The 23,575-nt window shown below is 58.3% G+C and carries 24 protein-coding genes and 1 pseudogene; 7 read left to right on the top strand and 18 right to left on the bottom strand.

Features of this window, described 5'->3' with window-relative positions; translation table 11 throughout:
- Positions 1-69 precede the first annotated feature (69 nt).
- On the bottom strand, positions 70-942 hold the full coding sequence (locus CWM57_RS00900) for a LysR family transcriptional regulator (protein WP_004145376.1): 873 nt from the start codon (positions 940-942) through the stop codon (positions 70-72).
- 106 nt (positions 943-1,048) lie between these two features.
- Here CWM57_RS00900 and budA point away from each other — a divergent pair, with 106 nt between their 5' ends.
- The 3 genes from budA to CWM57_RS00885 are packed head-to-tail and all read left to right on the top strand — an operon-like array spanning position 1,049 to position 4,311.
- A complete protein-coding gene (gene budA / locus CWM57_RS00895) occupies positions 1,049-1,828 on the top strand; it encodes an acetolactate decarboxylase (protein ID WP_008804548.1) in 780 nt (259 codons plus the stop codon).
- 9 nt (positions 1,829-1,837) lie between these two features.
- Complete coding sequence (alsS, locus tag CWM57_RS00890) at positions 1,838-3,517, top strand: acetolactate synthase AlsS (RefSeq protein WP_060876476.1); 1,680 nt, start codon at positions 1,838-1,840, stop codon at positions 3,515-3,517.
- 23 nt (positions 3,518-3,540) lie between these two features.
- The gene (locus CWM57_RS00885; protein ID WP_008804546.1) at positions 3,541-4,311 is read left to right on the top strand and encodes a (S)-acetoin forming diacetyl reductase; all 771 of its coding nucleotides are present in this window, start codon (positions 3,541-3,543) and stop codon (positions 4,309-4,311) included.
- Between the two features lie 416 nt (positions 4,312-4,727).
- On the opposite strand, the gene sfnG is transcribed toward CWM57_RS00885, so the two are convergent.
- Together sfnG and CWM57_RS00875 are read right to left on the bottom strand one after the other, a co-directional pair.
- Positions 4,728-5,837 carry a dimethylsulfone monooxygenase SfnG gene (gene sfnG / locus CWM57_RS00880; protein ID WP_100675480.1) on the bottom strand — a complete coding sequence of 370 codons (1,110 nt, stop codon included), beginning with the start codon at positions 5,835-5,837 and terminating at the stop codon, positions 4,728-4,730.
- 672 nt (positions 5,838-6,509) lie between these two features.
- Positions 6,510-7,376 carry a LysR family transcriptional regulator gene (locus CWM57_RS00875; protein ID WP_100675479.1) on the bottom strand — a complete coding sequence of 289 codons (867 nt, stop codon included), beginning with the start codon at positions 7,374-7,376 and terminating at the stop codon, positions 6,510-6,512.
- A gap of 107 nt (positions 7,377-7,483) precedes the next feature.
- Here CWM57_RS00875 and CWM57_RS00870 point away from each other — a divergent pair, with 107 nt between their 5' ends.
- Positions 7,484-8,464 (top strand): quinone oxidoreductase family protein, encoded by a 981-nt coding sequence (locus CWM57_RS00870; protein WP_074385609.1) that lies wholly within the window; start codon positions 7,484-7,486, stop codon positions 8,462-8,464.
- Between the two features lie 374 nt (positions 8,465-8,838).
- Here CWM57_RS00870 and CWM57_RS00865 read toward each other — a convergent pair whose 3' ends face one another.
- From CWM57_RS00865 to CWM57_RS00850, 4 genes and pseudogenes are all read right to left on the bottom strand, one after another.
- On the bottom strand, positions 8,839-9,876 hold the full coding sequence (locus tag CWM57_RS00865; protein ID WP_074385608.1) for a S66 peptidase family protein: 1,038 nt from the start codon (positions 9,874-9,876) through the stop codon (positions 8,839-8,841).
- A 178-nt stretch (positions 9,877-10,054) separates the two neighbouring features.
- Positions 10,055-10,417, bottom strand: coding sequence for a TonB family protein (locus tag CWM57_RS00860; RefSeq protein ID WP_100675478.1), 363 nt, complete (start codon positions 10,415-10,417; stop codon positions 10,055-10,057).
- A 228-nt stretch (positions 10,418-10,645) separates the two neighbouring features.
- Positions 10,646-11,116 (bottom strand): annotated as a pseudogene (locus CWM57_RS00855) (dihydrodipicolinate synthase family protein); the annotation flags it as partial.
- 32 nt (positions 11,117-11,148) lie between these two features.
- The gene (locus tag CWM57_RS00850; protein ID WP_012967971.1) at positions 11,149-11,844 is read right to left on the bottom strand and encodes a B3/4 domain-containing protein; all 696 of its coding nucleotides are present in this window, start codon (positions 11,842-11,844) and stop codon (positions 11,149-11,151) included.
- Between the two features lie 43 nt (positions 11,845-11,887).
- Here CWM57_RS00850 and CWM57_RS00845 point away from each other — a divergent pair, with 43 nt between their 5' ends.
- From CWM57_RS00845 to CWM57_RS00835, 3 genes are all read left to right on the top strand, one after another.
- Positions 11,888-12,490 carry a helix-turn-helix domain-containing protein gene (locus CWM57_RS00845; protein WP_012967970.1) on the top strand — a complete coding sequence of 201 codons (603 nt, stop codon included), beginning with the start codon at positions 11,888-11,890 and terminating at the stop codon, positions 12,488-12,490.
- A gap of 62 nt (positions 12,491-12,552) precedes the next feature.
- A complete protein-coding gene (locus CWM57_RS00840) occupies positions 12,553-13,014 on the top strand; it encodes a GNAT family N-acetyltransferase (protein WP_100675477.1) in 462 nt (153 codons plus the stop codon).
- A gap of 25 nt (positions 13,015-13,039) precedes the next feature.
- Positions 13,040-13,558 (top strand): GNAT family N-acetyltransferase, encoded by a 519-nt coding sequence (locus CWM57_RS00835; RefSeq protein ID WP_016161252.1) that lies wholly within the window; start codon positions 13,040-13,042, stop codon positions 13,556-13,558.
- Positions 13,559-13,823: 265 nt separating this feature from the next.
- Here the strand turns inward: CWM57_RS00835 and ccmI are convergent, their stop codons facing one another.
- The 11 genes from ccmI to CWM57_RS00780 form a co-directional block, all read right to left on the bottom strand.
- Positions 13,824-14,666, bottom strand: coding sequence for a c-type cytochrome biogenesis protein CcmI (gene ccmI, locus CWM57_RS28000; protein ID WP_074385605.1), 843 nt, complete (start codon positions 14,664-14,666; stop codon positions 13,824-13,826).
- Entirely contained in the window at positions 14,663-15,109 is a 447-nt protein-coding gene (locus CWM57_RS00825) for a cytochrome c-type biogenesis protein (RefSeq protein WP_162493314.1), read from the bottom strand. The genes ccmI and CWM57_RS00825 overlap by 4 nt, the downstream gene beginning before the upstream one ends.
- Positions 15,110-15,120: 11 nt before the next feature.
- Positions 15,121-15,675: a DsbE family thiol:disulfide interchange protein gene (locus CWM57_RS00820; protein WP_008804532.1), complete on the bottom strand. Its 555-nt coding sequence runs from the start codon at positions 15,673-15,675 to the stop codon at positions 15,121-15,123.
- Positions 15,672-17,624 carry a heme lyase CcmF/NrfE family subunit gene (locus CWM57_RS00815; protein ID WP_100675476.1) on the bottom strand — a complete coding sequence of 651 codons (1,953 nt, stop codon included), beginning with the start codon at positions 17,622-17,624 and terminating at the stop codon, positions 15,672-15,674. The genes CWM57_RS00820 and CWM57_RS00815 overlap by 4 nt, the downstream gene beginning before the upstream one ends.
- The gene (gene ccmE / locus CWM57_RS00810; RefSeq protein ID WP_004143391.1) at positions 17,621-18,079 is read right to left on the bottom strand and encodes a cytochrome c maturation protein CcmE; all 459 of its coding nucleotides are present in this window, start codon (positions 18,077-18,079) and stop codon (positions 17,621-17,623) included. The genes CWM57_RS00815 and ccmE overlap by 4 nt, the downstream gene beginning before the upstream one ends.
- Entirely contained in the window at positions 18,063-18,293 is a 231-nt protein-coding gene (ccmD, locus tag CWM57_RS00805) for a heme exporter protein CcmD (protein ID WP_002908220.1), read from the bottom strand. Before ccmD ends, ccmE begins: the two co-directional genes overlap by 17 nt.
- A complete protein-coding gene (locus CWM57_RS00800; protein WP_100630633.1) occupies positions 18,290-19,027 on the bottom strand; it encodes a heme ABC transporter permease in 738 nt (245 codons plus the stop codon). Before CWM57_RS00800 ends, ccmD begins: the two co-directional genes overlap by 4 nt.
- Before the next feature lie 49 nt (positions 19,028-19,076).
- The gene (gene ccmB / locus CWM57_RS00795) at positions 19,077-19,736 is read right to left on the bottom strand and encodes a heme exporter protein CcmB (RefSeq protein ID WP_032730613.1); all 660 of its coding nucleotides are present in this window, start codon (positions 19,734-19,736) and stop codon (positions 19,077-19,079) included.
- Positions 19,733-20,356 carry a cytochrome c biogenesis heme-transporting ATPase CcmA gene (gene ccmA, locus CWM57_RS00790; protein WP_012541448.1) on the bottom strand — a complete coding sequence of 208 codons (624 nt, stop codon included), beginning with the start codon at positions 20,354-20,356 and terminating at the stop codon, positions 19,733-19,735. The genes ccmB and ccmA overlap by 4 nt, the downstream gene beginning before the upstream one ends.
- 83 nt (positions 20,357-20,439) lie before the next feature.
- Entirely contained in the window at positions 20,440-21,780 is a 1,341-nt protein-coding gene (locus CWM57_RS00785) for a c-type cytochrome (RefSeq protein WP_165784112.1), read from the bottom strand.
- A 10-nt stretch (positions 21,781-21,790) separates the two neighbouring features.
- Positions 21,791-23,575, bottom strand: coding sequence for a GMC family oxidoreductase (locus CWM57_RS00780; protein WP_061154294.1), 1,785 nt, complete (start codon positions 23,573-23,575; stop codon positions 21,791-21,793).

Genomic DNA, 23,575 nt, shown 5'->3' with positions numbered 1-23,575 from the left:
CACTGAAAGACCGCCTAACTGTAACGTGAAAGCAAGAGCATGCGGCCTGCCAATTATCAGGGGAGACAATTAAAACATCGCCAGAAAGCGTTTCACCGTGCGCGAACGCTCAAAGCGCCGCCAGGCGATGGCGATGTCGGTCTTCAGCGGCGCCCCGCTGAGCGGGTGATAGCTGACGTTCGGCTGCTGAATGCAGGTCATCGACTGCGGGACCAGCGCGAAGCCGAACCCGGCATTGACCATGCTCAGCGACGACGAAATCTGCGACGACTGCCAGGCACGCTCCATGTCGATTCCGGCGCGCAGGCAGCTGTTGTACACCAGCTCATACAGCCCGGGGGCCACCTCCCGCGGGAAGAGGATCGGCGCCACGTCGCGCAGCTGCTCCAGAGCCAGGGTCGGCTGCGTCGCCAGCGGGTTATCGCGCGGCAGCGCGATGACCATCGGCTCCTCATCAATAATCCGCAGATTAAAGGCTTTACTGCTCTCGCACGGCAGACGGACGAAGGCGATATCCAGCTCGGCCTCGCTCAGGGCGGTCATCAGATTGGCCATATTGTCTTCCATCTGGTGCAGGGTCACCCCGGGGTGGTCGAGCTGAAAACGGTGCAGCAACGTGAAGATTTGCGGATGGAAAGCATCAGAACTGGTAATGCCTAGCGACAGGCTGCCGTTCATCCCGCGCGCAATGCCCTTGGCCTTCTCCAGCGCCGCATCGCTCATGGCGAGGATCTGGCGGGCATCCTCATAGAACGACTCTCCCGCTTCCGTCAGCTCCACCCCGCGGGTTAAACGCCGAAATAGCGGGGTCCCCACCTCTCGCTCAAGTCGCTGAATTTGCTGACTTAACGGAGGTTGTGAAATACCCAGCTCCTTAGCGGCCTGGGTGAAGTGCCGCGTCCTGGCGACGGCGACAAAATAACGAAGATAACGAAGTTCCATATCGAAAACGTCTCAAACCAGCATGGTTTCTATATTGGAACTGTGAGCTGAATCGGGTCAACATTTATTTAACCTTTCTTATATTTGTTGAACGAGGAAGTGGTATATGAATCACTCTGCTGAATGCACCTGCGAAGAGAGTCTGTGCGAAACCCTACGGGCGTTTTCCGCGCAGCATCCGGAGAGCGTGCTCTATCAGACATCGCTCATGAGCGCCCTGCTGAGCGGGGTTTACGAAGGCAGCACCACCATCGCGGACCTGCTGAAACACGGCGATTTCGGCCTTGGGACCTTTAATGAGCTGGACGGGGAGCTGATCGCCTTCAGCAGTCAGGTCTATCAGCTGCGCGCCGACGGTAGCGCGCGCAAAGCCCAGCCGGAGCAGAAAACGCCGTTCGCGGTGATGACCTGGTTCCAGCCGCAGTACCGGAAAACCTTTGACCATCCGGTGAGCCGCCAGCAACTGCACGACGTTATTGACCAGCAAATTCCCTCTGACAACCTGTTCTGCGCCCTGCGCATCGACGGCCATTTCCGCCATGCCCATACCCGCACTGTGCCGCGCCAGACGCCGCCGTACCGGGCGATGACCGACGTCCTCGACGATCAGCCGGTGTTCCGCTTTAACCAGCGCGAAGGGGTGCTGGTCGGCTTCCGTACCCCGCAGCATATGCAGGGGATCAACGTCGCCGGGTATCACGAGCACTTTATTACCGATGACCGCAAAGGCGGCGGTCACCTGCTGGATTACCAGCTCGATCACGGGGTGTTGACCTTCGGCGAAATTCACAAGCTGATGATCGACCTGCCCGCCGACAGCGCGTTCCTGCAGGCCAATCTGCATCCCGATAATCTCGATGCCGCCATCCGTTCCGTAGAAAGTTAAGGGGTTCACATGGACAAACAGTATCCGGTACGCCAGTGGGCGCACGGCGCCGATCTCGTCGTCAGCCAGCTGGAAGCTCAGGGCGTACGTCAGATCTTCGGTATCCCCGGCGCCAAAATCGACAAGGTGTTCGACTCACTGCTGGATTCCTCGATTCGCATTATTCCGGTACGCCACGAAGCCAACGCCGCGTTTATGGCCGCCGCGGTCGGACGCATTACCGGCAAAGCGGGCGTGGCGCTGGTCACCTCCGGTCCGGGTTGTTCCAACCTCATCACCGGCATGGCCACCGCCAACAGCGAAGGTGACCCGGTGGTGGCCCTGGGCGGGGCGGTGAAACGCGCCGATAAGGCGAAGCAGGTCCATCAGAGTATGGATACGGTGGCGATGTTCAGCCCGGTCACCAAATACGCCGTCGAGGTGACGGCGCCGGATGCGCTGGCGGAAGTGGTCTCTAACGCCTTCCGCGCCGCCGAGCAGGGCCGCCCGGGCAGCGCGTTCGTCAGCCTGCCGCAGGATGTGGTCGATGGCCCGGTCAGCGGTAAAGTACTGCCGGCCAGCCGGGCTCCGCAGATGGGCGCCGCGCCGGATGACGCCATCGACCAGGTGGCGAAGCTTATCGCTCAGGCGAAGAACCCGATCTTCCTGCTCGGCCTGATGGCCAGCCAGCCGGAAAACAGCGCGGCGCTGCGCCGTTTGCTGGAGGCCAGCCATATTCCGGTCACCAGCACCTATCAGGCCGCCGGGGCGGTGAATCAGGATAACTTCTCTCGCTTCGCCGGCCGGGTCGGGCTGTTTAACAACCAGGCCGGGGACCGTCTGCTGCAGCTCGCCGACCTGGTGATCTGCATCGGCTATAGCCCGGTGGAATATGAACCGGCGATGTGGAACAGCGGCAACGCGACGCTGGTGCATATCGACGTGCTGCCCGCCTATGAAGAGCGCAACTACACCCCGAATGTCGAGCTGGTGGGCGATATCGCCGGCACCCTCAACAAGCTGGCGCAAAATATCGATCACCGGCTGGTGCTCTCCCCGCAGGCGGCGGAGATCCTCCGCGACCGCCAGCACCAGCGCGAGCTGCTGGACCGCCGAGGCGCGCAGCTGAATCAGTTTGCCCTGCATCCGCTGCGCATCGTTCGCGCCATGCAGGATATCGTCAACAGCGACGTCACGCTGACCGTGGACATGGGCAGCTTCCATATCTGGATTGCCCGCTACCTGTACAGCTTCCGCGCCCGCCAGGTGATGATCTCCAACGGCCAGCAGACCATGGGCGTCGCCCTGCCCTGGGCCATCGGCGCCTGGCTGGTCAATCCTGAGCGCAAAGTGGTCTCCGTCTCCGGCGACGGCGGCTTCCTGCAGTCGAGCATGGAGCTGGAGACCGCCGTCCGCCTGAAAGCCAACGTGCTGCATCTCATCTGGGTCGATAACGGCTACAACATGGTGGCCATCCAGGAAGAGAAAAAATACCAGCGCCTGTCCGGCGTCGAGTTCGGACCGATGGATTTTAAAGCCTATGCCGAATCCTTCGGCGCCAAAGGGTTTGCCGTGGAAAGCGCCGAGGCGCTGGAACCGACCCTGCGCGCGGCGATGGATGTCGACGGCCCGGCGGTGGTGGCCATCCCGGTGGATTATCGCGATAACCCGCTGCTGATGGGTCAGCTGCATCTGAGTCAGATTCTGTAAGTCATCACAATAAGGAAAGGAAAATGAAAAAAGTCGCACTTGTTACCGGCGCCGGCCAGGGGATTGGTAAAGCTATCGCGCTTCGTCTGGTGAAGGATGGATTTGCCGTGGCCATTGCCGATTATAACGATGCCACCGCCAAAGCGGTCGCCTCCGAAATCAACCAGGCCGGCGGACACGCCGTGGCGGTGAAAGTGGATGTCTCCGACCGCGATCAGGTGTTTGCCGCCGTCGAACAGGCACGCAAAACGCTGGGCGGCTTCGACGTCATCGTCAATAACGCCGGTGTGGCGCCGTCCACGCCGATCGAGTCCATCACCCCGGAGATTGTCGACAAAGTCTACAACATCAACGTCAAAGGGGTGATCTGGGGCATCCAGGCGGCGGTCGAGGCCTTTAAGAAAGAGGGGCACGGCGGGAAAATCATCAACGCCTGTTCCCAGGCCGGCCACGTCGGCAACCCGGAGCTGGCAGTGTATAGCTCCAGCAAATTCGCGGTACGCGGCTTAACCCAGACCGCCGCTCGCGACCTCGCGCCGCTGGGCATCACGGTCAACGGCTACTGCCCGGGGATTGTCAAAACGCCAATGTGGGCCGAAATTGACCGCCAGGTGTCCGAAGCCGCCGGTAAACCGCTGGGTTACGGTACCGCCGAGTTCGCCAAACGCATCACTCTCGGTCGGCTGTCCGAGCCGGAAGATGTCGCCGCCTGCGTCTCCTATCTTGCCAGCCCGGATTCTGATTACATGACCGGTCAGTCCTTGCTGATCGACGGCGGGATGGTATTTAACTAATAAAAAATAAGCTCTGACATGGCTTGCCCCTGCTTTCGCGCAGGGGCTTTTTTTGTTTGGGTGTAAGCATCCCAGCAAAACGAAGCATCAATATTTGCGGGCTTCTGGCGTTCCTACTTACGCTTCTGGCACGACGTGGGCAATTTGACGGGGATGAAGATCTGTGTTGCGTCCATCAGTTGAACTAACAGCACAGAGAGGACAAGGCAACTGAGCCAAAGGTCAGCCATAAGCAAGAAGCGGCCATCCCTTCCAGCGAAAGAACGCATAAAAACCGCCTCACGGCGGTTTAGCTGTCCAGTCAGGAAGTTGCGCTTGCGAGTCGTGCTGCGAACCCAATAATGAACACACCTACCAGCGCGTTTCAAATGTTTCTGATAACGTCATAATGATCTCCAGGCCGGTGGGGGTTATCGTCAGTTAACCGGGGCAATGACAGGCCGAGATTGCTTTTCCAGCTCACGTACCCGAGGGATCACTTCCCTTCCGAAGAACTCGACTTCCTCCTGGAAATGCAGGAATGCCAGCAGCAGCAGATTGACACCTGACTGTTTGAGCGCAATGATGCGCTCTGCAATCTGCTGCGGCGTGCCAATCAGGTTGGTTTTAAAGCCGTCGTTGTATTGCACCAAATCTTCAAAGCTGGATTTGGCCCAGTTGCCCTCGCCCTCCGGCGATGCGCTGCCGGCGTTTTTCACTTCGTGCTGGAACCCTTTCACCGCGTCCGGATTGGCGTTATCAATAATTTCCCGCAGCACCGCCTGCGCCTCTTTTTCGCTTTCACGCGCAATAACGAAGCCGTTAACCCCGATCTTCACCTGATGCTGGTTTTGTGCCGCCTTACGCTGGATGTCATCCACCTGTGCTTTGATGCCTTCAGGCGTGTTGCCGTTGGTGAAATACCAGTCGGAAACGCGCGCGGCCATGTCCCGCGCGGCACGCGAACTACCACCCTGGAAAATTTCCGGCAGCGGCGCCAGCGGCTTGGGCTTGAGGGAATAATCACGAAAGCGATAGAAATCGCCGGCAAAGGTAAAGCTGTCTTCGCGCCAGATGCCCTGCAGGCAACGGATAAACTCTTCTGAACGCAGGTAACGCTCTTCATGGTCTAGCCAGGGTTCGCCGATAGCTTTAAACTCACCACGGAACCAGCCGCTGACGATATTGACCGCGATGCGCGGGCCGTACAGATGACTGATAGTGGCGATTTGTTTTGCCGCCAGAGTGGGGTTCCAGGGGCCGGGAAGCAAGGCGGCGATCACTTTCAGATTTTCAGTTGATGCGAGTAGCGCCTGCGAAAAAGAGACCGACTCATGTTGGTTGTCAGCACCATAGCCGGCCGTAAAACGGATCTGCGTAAGCGCATAGTCAAAACCGGCACGTTCAGCAATTTGCGCCAGCTTACGGTTGTAGTCGATATCCCAACTGGTACGCTGCGGGATATTACTGATCACTAACCCGCCCGACACGTTCGGCACCCAATAGGCGAACTGCAGCGGATGATTACCTGGCTCTGAAATGGACATAGGGCACTCCCGTCATTGATGAATTTATCTGTCCGCCTTACAACACGTTGCAGGCGAGTTGCTGTAGCCGCGAATTACCATCTTTCTATATAACGTTTTTTGATTTTAAAAAATAAAAAGACAGCATTTGGTTATAAAGGTGTTTGCAGAATGCATGCCAAAACAGGAGGCGGAATAATTTCTTTAAAATCAGACGATTATAAAAAGGAAAGGAACTTATCTGCTGCATTTGCAACATGCCTGGTTACGCACATGTTGCAAATGCAACTTATACAACTTGCCGGAAGATAAATTTATCCTGACATTAATTTGGATAACAGCAGGTCTGATTACGGATGCTGTCGTTTCTGACAAGCATGAAATAAGCAACTACGACGGCAGTTTCATTAACCCCGCAGTGGTTTCGTCGGCTGAGACCAGCTAAAGTCGAAAGGTCAAAAATACAGCCTTAACGTACAATATTTTTTGATATCCAAACTGCCCCCTTAACGGTACGTCTGTCTTCGACGGACTTCAGAACGGCAATGATCTGGTGTTCGATGAATCGGGCTTTACGCATGGTGATCTCCTCAGAGGACATAATCAGTATGTCGGAAGATCCCTAAACGTGAATGGTTCGTTTTACCGGGAAGCCCTGTCAGTCATATAACATAAGTAATTAACAAGAAAAAATCAGATATCCTTGCCAGGTGGGCAGGACCGGCCAATGATTTCAGCCAGGAAATCCATCACCACGACAGCAGAGTGATCGCGCTTAATTTCAGGGTAGGCAACCAGCCAAATGTTCCTCACGGGCGAAGGCAGATTTTCCGGCAGCCTTACCAGTTCGCTGTCATTATCACCCATAAAGCAGGGTAAAGTAACGATGCCCAATCCTTTCCGGGCAGCCTGTTGCTGCGCCATCAGATCGCTTGCCCGAAAGATAACTCGTCGCCCGTTCAGCAGTGATTCCAGCCATTGCTGCTGCGTGACATGTGCAAGCGTGCTGTCATAAGCAATAAATACCCAATCTTCTTGCGGAATTTCTTGCCAGAACTGAGAAGCATAAAGACCAAAGCGCATGGTACCTATACGCCTTGTCATCAGGTCCGGATCGTCAGGCCTTTCCAGGCGAACCGCAATGTCAGCCTCACTTTTATTCAGAAGAACATGGTGCGAAACGCCGGATAATGACAACGTAATACCCGGATGTTTCCGGGTGAATACTGCTATAGCAGGCGCAATGAGGTGTGCTGCAACGGCAGGTGACGCGCTGATATTTATAGGCACGGCCGGTTCGGCACACAATGACCTCGCCTGGATTCGAATACGGTCTGCAATACGGTACATTTCGTCAGCGCCGGAGGCGATAATCCGCCCATGCCCGGTAAGCGTGGTACGGCGTGGCAAGCGCTCTGTGAGCCTCAGGCCCAGAGAACTTTCAAGGGCCGCAATCCGGCGGCCCACAGTGGCATGGTCTACGCCAAGTTCCCTGGCTGCGGCCGACAGGGAACCACACCGGGCAAGGGCGAAAAAAAAATGTAAATCCTGCCAGTCCATATCTCACCTCTTGTGCATTTTTACACATATATGGTGCTTTTATACCTGTATTCTTCCTGTAATAAACTCATTTATAGTTTTCTCACTTTATAAGTGAGGAAAAAATAATGTCGTTAGCAATGATTATTAGCCAGCCGGGTGGACCTGAGGTTCTTAAAGCGGTGGAAAGAGAGCTAGTCTGTCCCGGTCCCGATGAAGTCAGTATCAGACACGAAATCATCGGCGTGAATTTTGTTGACATCTATTTTCGCTCAGGGCTCTACCCTCAGCCCTATCCCCAGGCGGTGCCTGGTTTTGAAGGGGCCGGAGTCGTCATAGCAACGGGCAGTAACGTCAGATCCCTTGTTGCAGGAGACCGCGTTGCCTATACGGGAAATCCGATGGGCGCTTATGCTGAATGTCGCAATATACCTGCCAGCCGCCTCATCAGGATCCCGGATGGTGTGGACACTCGTACAGCCGGTAGTACGATGCTTCGGGGCCTTACCGCGCATATGTTGCTCAACAAAGTAAGGGAAGTCAGGGCTGGCGACTGGATACTGGTTCATTCTGCTGCCGGAGGGCTGGGGCAGATAGTGACCCGCTGGGCAACGATGAAAGGTGCCAGGGTTATCGGTACAACGGGGTCACCGGAAAAAGTAGCAACGGCCCGCCTTGCTGGTGCGAGTGAAGTTTTGCTCCATACCGACGCTGCATGGCCGGACAAAGTCCGCGACATCACGGAAGGGTATGGCGTACATCTGGCCATCGACGGTATCGGAGGAACAATGCTCTCCAGAACGCTCGGCGTGGTCCGCCCTTTTGGCACTGTCGCCAGTCTTGGACAGCCTGCCGGCCCCATACCTCCCGTGCGAGTGGAAGAACTGGGATTTGCCCGATCTATAGCACTGATGCGACCAAGTTCACTCGCCTATTCAGATGATGCTGCGCTATACAGGAAAGGGGCCGCCGACCTTATGTCAGCACTGTCAGCAGGACTTGAAAATCACATTGGCGCTGAATTTACCCTTACCGACGCAGCAGAAGCACACCGGGTTCTGCAGGCGGGTCATACAACAGGAAGCGTCATTCTCACGGTTCAGGCTTAAGACTCGGACGTGAATGAAACAAGCGACGCAGGCATCTTTAAAGGAATGCCGTATCAGTGACGTGACGACCAGGCTGGATTTACATCCCTTAACGGCAATCGTTCACCCTTGTCGTCTCGTTCAGGTACTGCCAGGGAGATATGCAAGAAATTAGATAAAGGGGATGAGCCTGCTAAATCACCTACGTTCATACAATGTCCGCTCCTGGCACGCAGGCGTTGCTTAATGCACTACGTAAACGATCGCCATGTTAAACGGCTATTTGTGACAAAGCGCGGCCCCTCTGAAGCGCCGTGAGGTCCGCTCTGAACGAAGAGCGGATCTTCAGTGCAAAAGAACAGCAAGGCCCGCCTTTGTTATTAATACTGCCTTATCTACAACTGCTGAGTTACCCAGCTACCATTTTCAGCGAAAAAAACCGTCGCATCGGCTCCATTTACCAGGGATATTTGAGGAGGTATGTGGCCAATATCAACATCATACAGTACGGGCACGGCAACATTCTCAAAAGCGGCTTTAAGGGCATCCAGATAATTATGTTTAGTCGGGTCGCTTACGTCGGGTGCAGCACTTCTGCCGATAAGAACACCATTTACGTTATCAAACCAACCCTGTAATCGTAAGCTAAATAATGCGCGTGTTAATTCACAGGGAGCCATTTCCACATTTTCAAAATAGAGGATTATTCCTTGAGGACTATTGCTCGCCTTGAACAAAGGCACATTCCCGAATGGGGTACCTGCTAACCTGGATATTATTTCGAGGCAGCCGCCGATCAGTTTCCCGCTAAATGTCAGAGAAGATGTAACACCATCAAGGCGTTTCCACTGTGTTTTTTGGGTCAGATTGAAACCTCCGTCTGACGCTGTTCCCCATTGATTTTCATCAGCTTGAAATGCTGTTGAAGAGTACTGTTTGATTACAGTTCCCCGATTCGATTCCAGAATTTCCCATACGGCCTGAGTGGTGGCATCTAACTTTCGAGCGCCAAGATCCATGAGGTTTGGCCCATGCAAAGTAGCCCAGCCCGATATCGTCGTCAGTGGGAAATGAAGTGTACTAAGATCTGAAAAGCCCACAAACCATTTTGGTTTAGACCGGGATAACAGATCAAAATCAATCAAATCAAGCAATTCCATCGCCAGATCACCGCCCCAAGGTGGCATAACAGCTTTTATATCTGGGTCAGTAAGATAAGACATTAATTCTTCAACGCGAGAAAATTTAGTGGCGCTTTTATTTTTGTGCTGCGAGCGTAAGCAGCGTCCTTCGCGGACCTGGTAACCTCTTTTCTTTAGGTTTTTTATGGCGAGTTCCAGTCTGGGATGCAGATGTTCAGGTACGCCAGAAGATGGAGCGGTTACACCAATAACATCTCCTGGAGCCAGCCTGGGCGGAAAGAGGACACTCATGGATAAATCCTTTTCAGAACATATAGAATTCCATAATCCATAAATGAAACCAGGATGTAAAATCAACAGGCGAACACTCCGCTTGTTTTTTCTGTGAACCTTAAAAAGGTCTGCTCATGGCACCCAGGGGACTTTACCGGCGTAGATGATGCATCAGGCGACTAATCCTCAAAAGTGCTTACTGCTTATTCGCGGGACCGCCGTCTGATTTGGGTTGGATCATGACGATTACTCTTTTAGCTATTCCCGGTTTCCCCTTTTCAAAGCGCCATTTACTCATCATTTTCTCGATGATTTTATGTTCAAACTCCGGAGTCGTTGTCGATTCCAGTATCTTAACATTCTGAACTCTGCCATCTGAATCAACATCATACTGAATCCGCAGAGCATTCGGCAGGAGGTTTCCGTTCTTATCATGAGTGGTAATTGCTGTGTTTGCAGAGGAAATGCTGCCTGAAGGTGTGCTGGCGCTGGCCGGTATACCGGCGCAGAGTGCCAGGAACAATGGCAGAATCAGGGTGAATAGTCTGATAGCTTGCATAAATCGTCCGAATTCCAAAATTAACCATGAATCTTCACGTTACCAACGGCGCGAGTGACAGGCTACCAGATGAAATGATCAGTGAATACCGCGTCTTCAGCGGCAATCCCTTTGACCTCCTTACCAGGCGCTTCGTACCACATCCATTCCCGGGGTCGTTTCGCTATCAGGACTAGTGGGAGCTGAGCGAGTGTATCAATGATTCCTTTTGCCAGCTGTCAGCTCGTCAGGGAACATGACCGAGCTAACACCCTTAAGTGATGAGAGACGACCATGGAGTTCGTCCGTAAAGGTAAAATGCGTCGTGCCCGGATTATCAGAGATACACACTGGTACAGACAGGTGCCGGGTAACGGCCTCGAAGCGTGAGAAGACTTCGTCGTCACGGAGTGACTGGTAGCTGACCGCCGGGAGTAACAGGACATTCGCGCCAGCTGCCTGGGCATCATCAGCCAGATGTAGAATGGCGTCGATACGGACCGATCCCACACAGACCATAACCGGGATGTCCCCGGCATGCTGTTTTGCCAGAGTGGCTACGCGCTTGCGCTGCTCCCGGGTCAGATAGGCGTAGCGTGCGGTTGACCCCAGGATGCCCATAGAATCAACCCGAGCATCTGTACGGCGGGAAAGCATATGGCTGAACCCCTTTTCATCCACGCCGCTGGCGGCTATTGGGGTTAATGGAAACGCCGATAACCGCTAAACATACCTGTTTCTCCTGAAGGATATTACTGCTGTTGTTCTTCGATGAGAGCAACGTCAAACCACAGGCCGGGCATCATTTTTTCCAGGCCGTCGGTCAGCATCTTCCCGGCTTCGTGCAGTTTTTCCAGCGGCATCTGCGGCAGGCTTTCCAGAATGAACCACATTTGCTGAGCGTCCACGCCCAGACGGGTTCTGATCCCCTGTCGCCAGTTCCAGCGGCGGCAGGTCACGCCGGTGTCATCACACCAGATAACCTCTCCTTGTGAAGGATATTCAACGGCCGTTTCACCCTCTTTGACGGTATCAAAAGGCTCTGTTCCGTTTGCCACAGCCAGACGTGGTGAACCCTGATAGGCAGAGATATTCTCCCCACCAACCGGTACGGCGTAGCGGAGACTCACGGCGTTATAAAGATCAACGATGGGATCGAGCGCGGGCATCGTTCCGTCACGTAATACGCGCTTACGTAACGCATCAGCTGAGCAAGGGGTGCGTTTAGGTTTAGCACCAAACTTTTGAAAAACGTCGGCCCAGGCTGCCAGATGAGATCCCGCCCATTCCGGTTCGCCGGCCAGAACGGCTTCACAGGCTTCCCGCAGCGCGATTTCTCCAGCGTCGGGATGAAGCACTGGCGCAGCTTTTACGCAGATACTGAGTGCCCGAAAACCTGGGGCAATACGATAAATTTCAGGGGCAATTGACGGAGAGACGGTTAACACGTGATAATCCTTTAATGACTAATTTATTCTATGATAATGACCGATGACCAAAAAAGTCAATTTAATGACCGATGCAAATGCTATCGTCAACACGGTGAATGAAGCCGTATCTCAGCGAATTAAACAGTATCGTAAGCAAAAGAAAATCTCCCTCGATGAACTCTCCCGTCGAGCCGGCGTCAGCAAGGGAGCGCTGGTTGAGATAGAAGGATGCCGGGCCAATCCCAGCATTGCTCTGTTATGCCGCCTGGCTACCGCGATGGGGGTTTCGGTGGCTGATTTTGTGGATGTCAGTTCCAAACCGACTGTGCATCTCATTGCTGAAGATGAGATCCCAGAATTGTGGGAAGGTGAAAAAGGCGGGAGAGCAAGACTGCTCGCAGGGTCGGGTGGGCCTGATATGACCGAGCTCTGGATGTGGGAAATGCAGCCGGGGGAAAAGTTTGCTTCACCGGGCCACGCGGAAGGAACGCTTGAACTGTTTTATGTTCAGTCGGGCACGCTCACATTGGGGGTAAAGGACCATTTGTATCGGGTAAAAACCGGCTGTTCGGCAACGGCCAGAACGGACGTTCCTCATTTCTACGAAAACCAGGGGGAGAGCCCGCTGGTATTTATCATGACAGTACATGAGAAAGCATCCTGAGTGGTTGCCCGGTATGCCTGTAGGGCTTGTCTCATCAAAGCAAGTTTGCAAGGAGTCGTTTAGTGGATAATCAGCATCTGCGTTTTACCCAAGGCCAGTTTACTGTCACAACCGATCCCGCCTTTTTTCAGCTGGAAGCCATTCACGATTACCTCTCGCAATCGTCCTGGGCGCCTGGCATTGATGCTGAAACGGTCAGAATATCAATCCAGAACAGCCTTTGTTTTGCGCTTCTGGATGGAACAAGACAAATCGGCTTCGCCCGTCTGGTCACCGACTATGCCACTTTTGGTTATTTGTGCGACGTCTACGTGCTGAACGAGTATCAGAAAAGTGGTCTTGGTCGTTGGCTGATTGAATGCTGTCACGCCCATCCCGTGATGTCACGCCTGCGACGGATAATGCTGGTAACCTCTAGCGCGCCCTGGCTCTACCAGAAGCTGGGGTATAACCCATTGAACCAACCAGATTTTGTCTGGCAAATCAATCGACCCGATATTTATCGTAAACCCAGGCAAAAGTAAGACTATTTTTTGAGAGTAATGATAAATGTTAATCCGTAGGGCCCGTCCCTCTGATGCAGAAGAGCTTGCCATTTTAGCCGAACGCACCTTTAGAAAAACGTTTGAAGCGGGTAATACTCAGAAGGATATGGAGCTTCACTGCCAGGCAAGTTATTCAACAGATATTCAGTTGCAAGAAATCCTCAGAGAAGACTGGATTACATTAGTCTGCGAATACGAAAGCAAACTGATAGGATATGCCCAACTGAGGTGGGAAGCATTTCCTCCCTGTGTAAATAGCATTCACGCCGGGGAAATCCTGTGTCTGTATATCGATGAACCTTATCATGGCAAAGGTTTTGCACAAGCGCTGATACACAAGTGCTTTGCTGAATTTGCGGCACAGGGATCGGATATTGTCTGGTTAGGTGTCTGGGAACATAACCCAAGGGCAATCTCTTTTTACCGTAAGCTTGGGTTTACCGAGGTGGGTGAACATATCTTCCAGGTTGGGACAGATCCCCAGAGAGATATCATTATGAAACGCTCAACGGGTGTTAGCTGAACAAACATTACGACGTCCGCTCTGGCACACAGCAGGCGTGATCGACACCAGGAGATGTCACGCGCTAGCGGCTAAGCGTAGCGCCGGCTCGGAAAATCCCGGATGGCGGCGCGTGGCGCCTTATCCGGGCTACGCGGTTGTGCCACTCTTGTGCCGTTATTTTGCCGGGTGGCGGCTGCGCCTGACCCGGCCTACAAAAACAGGGCCGCCCGTACTCTTCTGGTGGCATGCCCCAGGCCCGCGCCTGCGCAGCGCCGCCGGGCTGTTACTGCGCCTGCTGCTGCGCTTGCGCCAGCTGGCGGACGATCGCCTCGCGCCGCGCATCCCCTTCCGGCAGCCGGGCCAGCAACGCCTGCAGGGCTGCCACGGCTTCGGGGTAATCTTCATTACGCACCGCGCTCAGGGCCAGCATCTCCAGCACCGGCAGGCTGGTCGGCTGCCGCTGATGCAGGTCACGCAGCAGCAGCTCGCCCATCCGAACCTGACCGCTATCCCCCGCCCGCACCAGCGCGCTGGCGTAATCGAAAGCCGCCGCCGGGTCATCCGCCGCCAGATAATGCGCCCGGCCAAAGGCGCCGATCGCCGTCTCGCCATCGTTCAACAACAGGCCCAGCCGCCCAAGCAGCTGCCATCCGGGGAGATCGTTCGGGGTATCCTGCAGATGGCTGCGCAGCCCGAGCCGCAGCTCCGCCAGCTCATCCATACGCAGCGGCGCCGCCGTCGGGTCCTTAACCTGCTGCAACAGCGCAGGATAATGCCGTTCAGCCTGCTGCCAGAGCAGCACCTGGCCAATATCGCTGGTTTTCAGATACAGGCCCAGACTCAGAACCACCAGCAGCAGCGCGCCCGGAAGCAGCGCCCAGCGGCTTAGCGGCCGTTCGCCAGGCTGTGCCTGGGGCGGAATATCCGTCAGCAGCGTGCGCTGCAGCTCGACGACCAGCGCCGGGTTGTCCTCGCCACGCTCCTGCGCCAGCTCCTGCAGGCGCGACTGGTACAGGGCGCGGTTGAGGGTATCGCGGTCCACCGCCCCTTTGCCCGGCCAAGGGTAATAAAGCAGCCCCAGCGCGCCAGCCAGCAACAGCGCGACGATAACCACCAACAGGCTCATCGTTCTTTTCCTTCTTTCAATAATGCCGCCAGCCGCTGGCGCTCTTCGGCGCTGAGCGCCGCGTCAGGGATGTCGCGACGACGCGCGCGGGCGATAATCACCCCCGCGCCCGCCAGGACGAACAGCCCTGGCCCCAGCCACAGCAGCACCGTGCCCGCGGTCAGCGGCGGCTCGTAGCTGACAAAATTGCCGTAGCGGGCCACCATATAGTCAACGATCTGCCCTTTCGTTTTCCCCTGCTGCATCAGCTCGTACACCTTCTGCCGCATATCAGCGGCAATCATCGCGTTTGAGTCGGCGATGCTGTTGTTCTGGCATTTCGGGCAGCGCAGCTGGGAGGTGATCTCGCGAAAGGCCTGCTCCTGGGCCTCATCTTTAAACTGCCAGGTGTCGATGGCGGCCCACGCCTGGCCGGTCAGCATCAGCGCCAGCAGGATGACCATTACACGTCTCATCAGCCCGCCCTCCGGTTGTATTGATCCCACAGCGGCTGGAGCTCCTCGCGCCACACCCGTTCGTTCAGGTCGCCGGCGTGCCGCCAGCGGATGATGCCCTGACCGTCGATGAGAAACGTCTCCGGCGCCCCATAAACGCCCAGGTCCAGGCCAAGCATGCCGTTGCCGTCGTACAGGCTCAGCATGTACGGGTTCCCCAGGCGCTGCAGCCAGCTCATCGCCTTCTGCCGATCGTCTTTGTAGTTCATCCCCACCACCCGCACGCCCTGCTGCGCCAGGCCGTTGAGAAACTGATGCTCGGCGCGACAGGTTGGACACCAGGTGGCCCAGACGTTGAGCAGCAGCGGCTTGCCGTCAATCAGCGTGCGGCGGTCCAGCGTCTGACCGGGGGTATTCAGCGCTTCAAGGCGAAATTCCGGCAGCGGTTTGCCAATCAGCGCCGACTCGAGGGTCGTCGGGTCATCGCCATCGGCGTTGCGCATCAACTGCCAGAACAACGCAGCGGCCAGCGCCAGAAACAGCACCAGCGGGATAAACAGTAGCTTCCGGTTCATGAGGCCTCCTGCAGCTTCTTACGCATCCGATAGCGCGGGTCGAGCATGCAGCACAGACCGCCGAGGGCCATCAGCACCCCGCCATACCAGATCCAGCGAACGAACGGTTTGTAGTACAGACGCACCGCCCAGCTGCCGTCGCTCAGTTCTTCCCCCAGCGCGGCGTACAGATCGCGGGTCAGCCCGCCGCTGATCGCCGCCTCGGTCATCATCATCCGGCTGGCGGTGTAAAAGCGCTTCTCGGCATACAGCGTCGCTTCCGGGCGGCCGTTGCGGGTCACGGCAATAATGCCTTCGCCGCCGGTCCAGTTGGGGCCGACGATATCGCGCACGCCGTTAAACACAAAGTGATAGTGGTGGATATCGATGCTGTCGCCGGGGCGCATCCGTACATCGCGCTCCACGCTGTAGTTCTGGCTAAAGGTGATGCCGATAACGGTCACCGCCACGCCAACGTGACCGAGCACCATCCCCCACTGGCTGCGGGTCAGAGTGCGCAGGCCGCGCCAGAAGCCGTGGCGATGGGTGGCCCGTTCGTGAACCTCCATCAGGGCGAAGACCAACACCCACAGGGCCATCATCAGGCCTATAACCGCCATGGCGGTGATACGGTCCTGCAGCAGCCACGGCAGCGCCAGAGAAAGTGACAACGTCACCAACAGGGCGATAATCAGGCGCTTAATCTGCCTGGCGACGTCATCGCGCCGCCAGCGGATCAGCGGTCCCAGCCCCAGCAGCAGCGCAAACGGCGCCATCAGGGCGGTGAACATGGTATTGAAGAACGGCTCGCCGATGGAGATGCTGCCGAGGCCCAGCTCTTTATGCACCAGCGGCAGCAGCGTCCCGAGGAGCACCACCAGCATCGCGGCCATCAGCAAGATATTGTTGCCAAGCAGGAACGACTCGCGCGACCACAGCGTATGTTCCACCCGCGCGCGCACCCGGCCGCCCTTCAGGGCGTACAGCAGCAGCGATCCGCCGATGGCGACAATCAGCAGTACCAGAATAAACAGCCCGCGCGACGGATCCGAGGCGAAGGCATGCACCGAAACCAGCACCCCGGAGCGCACCAGGAAGGTGCCCAGCAGGCACAGGGAGAAGGCGGCTATGGCCAGCAGCACCGTCCAGGCGCGGAAGCTGCCGCGCTTCTCGGTCACCGCCAGGGAGTGCAGCAGCGCGGTCCCCACCAGCCACGGCATAAACGAGGCGTTTTCCACCGGGTCCCAGAACCACCAGCCGCCCCAGCCCAGTTCGTAGTAGGCCCACGCCGAGCCCAGCACGATGCCGAGGGTGAGGAACATCCATGCCGCCTGGGTCCAGGGACGCGACCAGCGCGCCCAGGCAGTATCCAGCCGCCCCGCCAGCAGCGAGGCGATGGCGAAGGCGAAAGCCACCGAGAAGCCGACGTAACCCATATAGAGGATCGGCGGATGGAAAATCATGCCGATATCCTGCAACAGCGGATTGAGGTCGCGGCCATCAATGGGGTACTGCGGCAGGCCGCGGCTGAACGGGTTGGAGGTAAAGAGGATAAACAGCAGGAACCCAAAGGCGATCATCCCCATCACCGCCAGCACCCGGGCGACGGCGTCGAGCGGCATTCGGCGGCTGAAGATGGCGACGGCGAAGGTCCAGACGCTGAGCAGCAGGACCCACAGCAGCAGCGAGCCCTCGTGCGCCCCCCAGGTCGCCGCCACCCGATACCACACCGGCAGCGCGCTGTTGGAGTTTTCCGCCACGTAGCGGACGGTAAAGTCGTTGACCACGAAGGCGTGCACCAGCAGCAGGAAGGCGCCGCCGATACAGGCGAACAGCCCACAGGCCAGCGGCCGGGCCAGGGCCATCAGCCGCCGGTCCTGCCGCGCCGCGCCCCACAGGGGATAGACGCTCAGGAGCAGCGCCAGCCCCGCCGCCAGACACAATAAAAAGTTGCCCAGCTCCGGCATCATGGCTGCGCCCCCGTTTTCTCCGGCGTCATGGCGTTTTTCACCTCCGGCGGCGTGTAATTTTCATCATGTTTGGCCAGCACCTGCTGGGCGGTAATATGCCGCTCGCCGTCAAGCACGCCCTGGGCCACCACACCCTGCCCTTCACGAAACAGGTCCGGCAGAATGCCCTTATAGCTGACGTCCACGACCCCGCGGGCGTCATACAGCTTAAAGCGCACGTCGAGGGTTTGCGGGTCGCGCTGCAGGGAGCCCGGCTGAACGTAGCCTCCCACCCGCAGCCGCTGCCCGGTATGGGGCAGCGCCCGGGTTTCCGTTTTGCCGTAGATAATTTCCCCCGGGGTGTAGAACAGATCGATATTGCTGCTCAGGGCGTACAGCGTCAGGCTGACGGTCAGCCCGAGGCCGGCGAGCACCGCCAGCACGATATACAGCCGGGTTTTACGACGCGCTTGCATCCGCGGCCTCCTTGTCATGTTCGCGGGCGGCAGCGATCCGCCGCTCGCGCGCCTGCTGGCGTCGTACCTCATGGAACAGCGCCCGCCGCGCCCACAGAGTGTGCACCGTCAGCAAGCCAAAGGCGGCGACCGCCACGGCCACCGCCAGCCAGACGTACACGGCATAGCCGCCCATATTCAGGAAGGCGGCGAAAGACGAAAAGGCGGGGCTCATCGGGCAGCTCCTTTATTCACCAGCGCCACCACCCACGGTCGACGGCGCTCCAGTTGCAGGATCAGGTTGCGCAGGCGCATCAGGGTCAGCGTGACCGACAGCGCGAGGAAAGCAAAGATACAGATCCGCAGCGGCAGACGCATGCTTGGGTCAATGGTTTGCTGCAGGTTGGTCGAGCCCTGGTGCAGGGTGTTCCACCAGTAGACCGAGTAATGAATGATGGGCAGATTGACCACCCCGACCAGGACGAGGATCCCCGCCGCGCGCCCGGCCAGTCGCCGGTCGTCAAAGGCGTGCCACAGGGCGATGACCCCGGCGTAAAGAAACAGCAGCACCAGCTCTGAGGTCAGCCGGGCGTCCCAGATCCACCAGGTCCCCCACATCGGCTTGCCCCATGCCGCGCCGCTGACCAGCGCCACCAGGGTGCAGACCGCCCCCACCGGCGCCAGGGCGGCGATCGCCAGGTCGGCCATTTTGATCTGCCAGACCACCCCGACGAAGGCCGCGACGGCCATCGCCAGGTACAGCCCCATCGACCACATCGCCGCCGGGACGTGAAGGTACATGATCCGGTAGCTTTCCCCCTGCTGATAGTCCGCGGGGGCGAAGCCAAAACCCCACCCCAGCCCAATGACCAGCAACAGCGCGCTCAACGCCGCCAGCCAGGGGATCCAGCACCCGCACAGGCGGTACAGCCGCTCGGGGATCGCCAGTTGATGTAACGCTTTCCACATAGACGCTTACTCACACGGTTATGATGGCCGCGCCCGCAGGCGCAGCGAATTATTGCACGGTCAGCCGCAGCGCGGCGGCGGTGGCGAACGGGCACAGGGTGGCGCTGGCGGTTAAGAACGCCGCCAGCATCGCCAGATAGCCGCTGACCGGGAGCCCAGCGGCCGCCGCCTGGCAGGCCGCGGTGGCGAAAATCAGCAGCGGCACCGCCAGCGGCAGCACCAGCAGGCTCAGCAGGACGCCGCCGCGCTTCAGACCGACCGTCAGGCCAACCCCCACCGCGCCGAGAAAACTGAGCGTCGGGGTGCCGAGCAGCAAGGTCAGCGCCAGCACGCCGGCATCGTGCAGACTCATCCCCAGCAGCAGCGCCGCCAGCGGCGAGACGATCAGCAGCGGCAGGCCGCTCATCATCCAGTGGGCAACCACCTTCACCAGCACAACCGCCGCCAGCGGCGTCGGCAGGAGCATCAGTTGCTCCAGGGAACCGTCCTGCCAGTCGTCGCGAAACAACCGATCCATCACCAGCAGCGCCGCCAGCAGCGCGGCGACCCACACCACGCCCGGCGCAATCTGCGCCAGCAGCTGTGGCGCGGCGCCGACGCCGAACGGAAACAGGGTGATGACGATCAGAAAGAACCAGAGCGGATTGAGGATCTCCGCCCCGCTGCGCCACGCCAGGCGCAGTTCCCGGGCCAACAGCGCTCGCATCATTGCCCGCCTCCCGCGTCGCCGCCGAGGCGCAGGGTGCGCAACGGACAGCGCAGCGGCCGCAGCGGCTGATGAGTCGTGAGGATCGCGCTTCCCCCCTGCCGGGCGTGCTGCTCCAGGCGGCGGGTCAGGGTTTCCATCGCCGTGGCGTCGAGCGCGGTGAACGGCTCATCGAGGATCCACAGCGGCGCGTCGGTTAACCACAGGCGGGTCAGCGCCACCCGCCGCTGCTGCCCGGCGGAGAGCTGGCTCAAGGGGAGGTCTTCATAGCCCGCCAGGCCGACGGCGGCGAGGGCGCTTTCCCGCTGCTGAAGGCGGCTGGATGGAAAGAAGAAACGCAGGTTTTCATCGGCGGTCAGCGCCGCGTTGACGCCGGGTTTATGGCCCAGCCACAGCAACTGACGATGAAATGACTCCCGGACCTTCGCCAGCGGCTGCCCCTGCCAGCTCACCACCCCGCTTTCCGGGCGCGCCAGGCCGCAGAGGATCCGCAGCAGCGAGGTTTTCCCCGCGCCGTTATCACCGGCGACCTGCAGCAGCTCGCCGGCTGCGAGGGACAGCGTCAGCGCCGCAAACAGCGGTCGATCGTCAACGATGCAGGTCAGTCGCTCTGCATGCAGCATGAAGGCAAACTCCTTGATTCAGACAGTATTTTACGTCTTCGCTAAGTATGGGTTGCGCCGCGCGGGCGACGCAACCCTGACGGTTACTGTCCGGCCCCCGGCAGCTTCGAGATATCGGCGTTGCCTAACGCCTTCTCATCGTGCGCCGCGGTCTCCTTACGCACCTTCGCCACATCGCTGGCGCTGACCGCCGGCGCATTGTTGCCCCAGCTGGTGCGGATGAAATTGACCACATCCGCCACCTGCTGGTCGTCCAGACGCCAGCCGAACGACGGCATGGTCAGGTTGGAGACCGCCTCTTTCACCGCCGGCGTGGTGCTTCCGGTCAGAACGATGTGTATCAGCGAGGTGGCATCTTCCGTCTGCACCACCGGGTTGCCCTTCAGCGACGGGAAGGCGCGTTGGTAGCCCACGCCGTCGGTGCGGTGGCAGGCGGCGCAGTTATCAACGTACAGCGCGGCGCCGGTTTTGCTGTCATTACCCTTCCACAGATCTTTCGCCACGCTGTCTTCCACCGGGGCTGGGGTCTGTTTGCCGCCACGCGGCGGGAGCGACTTCAGATAGCGGGCGATGGCGGTGATGTCGTCATCAGAGAGATACTGCAGACTGTGCTCCACCACATCGCTCATGCCGCCGAAGACCACCGATTTATCGTTGCGTCCGGTTTTCAGGAACTCGGCCAGTTCGGCTTCGCTCCAGGTTCCCAGACCGTCGCGGTTTTCACCGCGCAGGCTGGAGGCGACCCAGCCGTCAATCGGCGCATTGCTGCCCGCCAGGTAATCATCGCCTTCGCTTTCGCTGAGCGCTTTTTCCTGCATCGTCAGACTGCGCGGGGTATGGCAGGCGCCGCAGTGGCCCAGGCCTTCCACCAGATAGCGGCCGCGCTCCAGCACCGGGTCAACCTGCGGGTTGGCGACAAAGTCGCTCGGCGTCGGGGCGAAGATGCCGCGCCAGAACGCCAGCGGCCAGCGCATCGACAGCGGCCACGGGATATCGGTGTCCTTGTTGGCGGCATTCACCGGTTCCACGCCATGCATAAAGTAGGCGTACATGGCGCGCATGTCCGCTTCACTGATCCGCGCGAACGAAGGATACGGCATCGCCGGATAGAGCGTGGAACCGTCTTTCCGCACGCCCTTGCGCACCGCGTCGTCGAACTCTTCGAAGGTGTACCCGCCGATGCCATGTTCTTTATCCGGCGTGATATTGGTGGAGTAGATGGTGCCGATCGGCGTCTCCATCGGCAGACCACCGGCGAAAGGTTTGCCCGCTTTGCCGTTGGTGTGGCAGGCGACACAGTCCCCCGCCCGCGCCAGATACTCCCCCTGCTTAATCAGATTGCTGTCCGCAGGCGCCTCTTCGGCAAAAGCCGCGCAGCTCAATGCCCCAAGCACCAGGGCCGATAACCATTGCATTTTCATCATCTGCCTTCCTTTATGCCTGCACCAGGGGTCCCGGATTTTTCAGATACTGCTCGCGGATCGCCTTCGCTGACCAGTAGGCCAGCGCGGCCACCGTGCCGGTTGGGTTGTAGCCCAGCCCCTGCGGGAACGCGGAGGCGCCGATGACGAAGACGTTATGCACGTCCCAGCTTTGCAGATAACGGTTCACGGCGCTGGTTTTCGGATCTTCCCCCATCACCGCCCCACCGTTCATATGGGTGGTCTGGTAGCTGGTGGTATCAAAGTGGCTGTTGGCGTTTTTCGGGCTGCCGAGGATATATTTCGGCTTCATCGCTTTGGCGATCGGCGCCATCTTATCGAACATAAACTGCGCCATCTTGATATCGTTTTCCTGCCAGTCAAAGGTCATGCGCAGCAGCGGCTGGCCAAAGACGTTTTTGTAGTTTGGATCAAGATCGAGGTAGTTCTGGCGATAGGACTGGTGCGCGCCGTGGGCATCCATCGACAGGTGATGGGTGTAGGTATCGGCTACCGCCGCTTTCCATTTGCTGCCCCACGCCGGGGTGCCTGGCGGAACCGGAAAACCGGAGATGGGCTTGGTCCCGGCCTGGTTGACCCAGAATGGAGAACCACCGACAAAGCCGGCCGCGCCGTGGTCGAAGTTGTCGGCGTTGAAGTCGTCGACCCCGACGCCGTTGCCGCCCGCGCCGATAAACGGGTTGGTATAGGTGTCTTTGTCGAAAATGGCCTTGATGGTGGTCATGTTCTGGTAGGCGAAGTTACGCCCCACCACCCCTTCGCCGGTCTCCGGATTGTAGGGTTTGCCGATCCCGGAGAGCAGCATCAGGTGCACGTTGTGGAACTGGAAGGCGCCGATAATCACCAGGTCCGCCGGCTGTTCCATTTCGCGCCCCTGGCCGTCGACGTAGGTCACGCCGGTGGCACGGGATTTGTCGTCGGTCAGGTTGACCTTCAGCACGTTGGCGTTAGTCCGCAGCTCAAAGCGTTTTTCCTGGCGCAGCGCCGGCAGGATGTTCACGTTCGGCGAGGCTTTCGAATACATGTAGCAGGCGTAGCCGCTGCAGAAACCGCAGAAGTTGCACGGGCCCATCTGCGCGCCATACGGGTTGGTATAGGAGTCGGAGGTGTTTGCGGAAGGCAGGTTATAGGGATGATAGCCCACTTCCAGCGCCGCTTTTTCAAACAGCTGCGCCGACCAGGTGTTTTTCTGCGCCGGCAGCGGGAAGTCGTCCGAGCGGTCCGGGGCGAAGGCGTTGCCGCCGCGGCCTTTGCCGACGACCTTGCCTTTGATCGACCAGGCAGTCCCGGAAGTGCCGAACACTTTTTCCGCTTTATCGAAGAACGGCTCCAGTTCGTCGTAGGTGACGCCGAAATCCTGAATGATCATATCCTGGGGGATGAAGTTTTTGCCGTAGCGCTCTTCATAGTGGCTGCGCATCCGCAGTTCGATGGGATCGACGCGAAAATGCACGCCGGACCAGTGCAGCCCGGCACCGCCCACGCCGGTACCCGGCAGGAAGGCCGCCAGCTGGCGATACGGTACCGCCTGCTGGCTGGTGTTATGCCGGATGGTAACGGTGCTTTTCGACAGATCCTGGAACAGCTTGCGGCGGATGTTGTAGGTCAGCTCATCAATCACCTGCGGATAGGCGCCGTCCGGCCAGGTGTCGCGCATCGGGCCGCGCTCCAGCGCGACGACGTTGAGCCCGGCTTCGGTCAGCTCTTTGGCCATGATCGCCCCAACCCAGCCGAAGCCGACGATCGCGACATCGGTTTTTTTCAATACGGTGGCCAT

The organism is Klebsiella sp. G-Nf4 (assembly GCF_002810615.1).
Taxonomy (GTDB): Bacteria; Pseudomonadota; Gammaproteobacteria; order Enterobacterales; family Enterobacteriaceae; genus Klebsiella; species Klebsiella variicola.
Note: the sequence above shows the minus strand (reverse complement) of the source record. Positions and strands in the feature narration are given on the sequence as shown.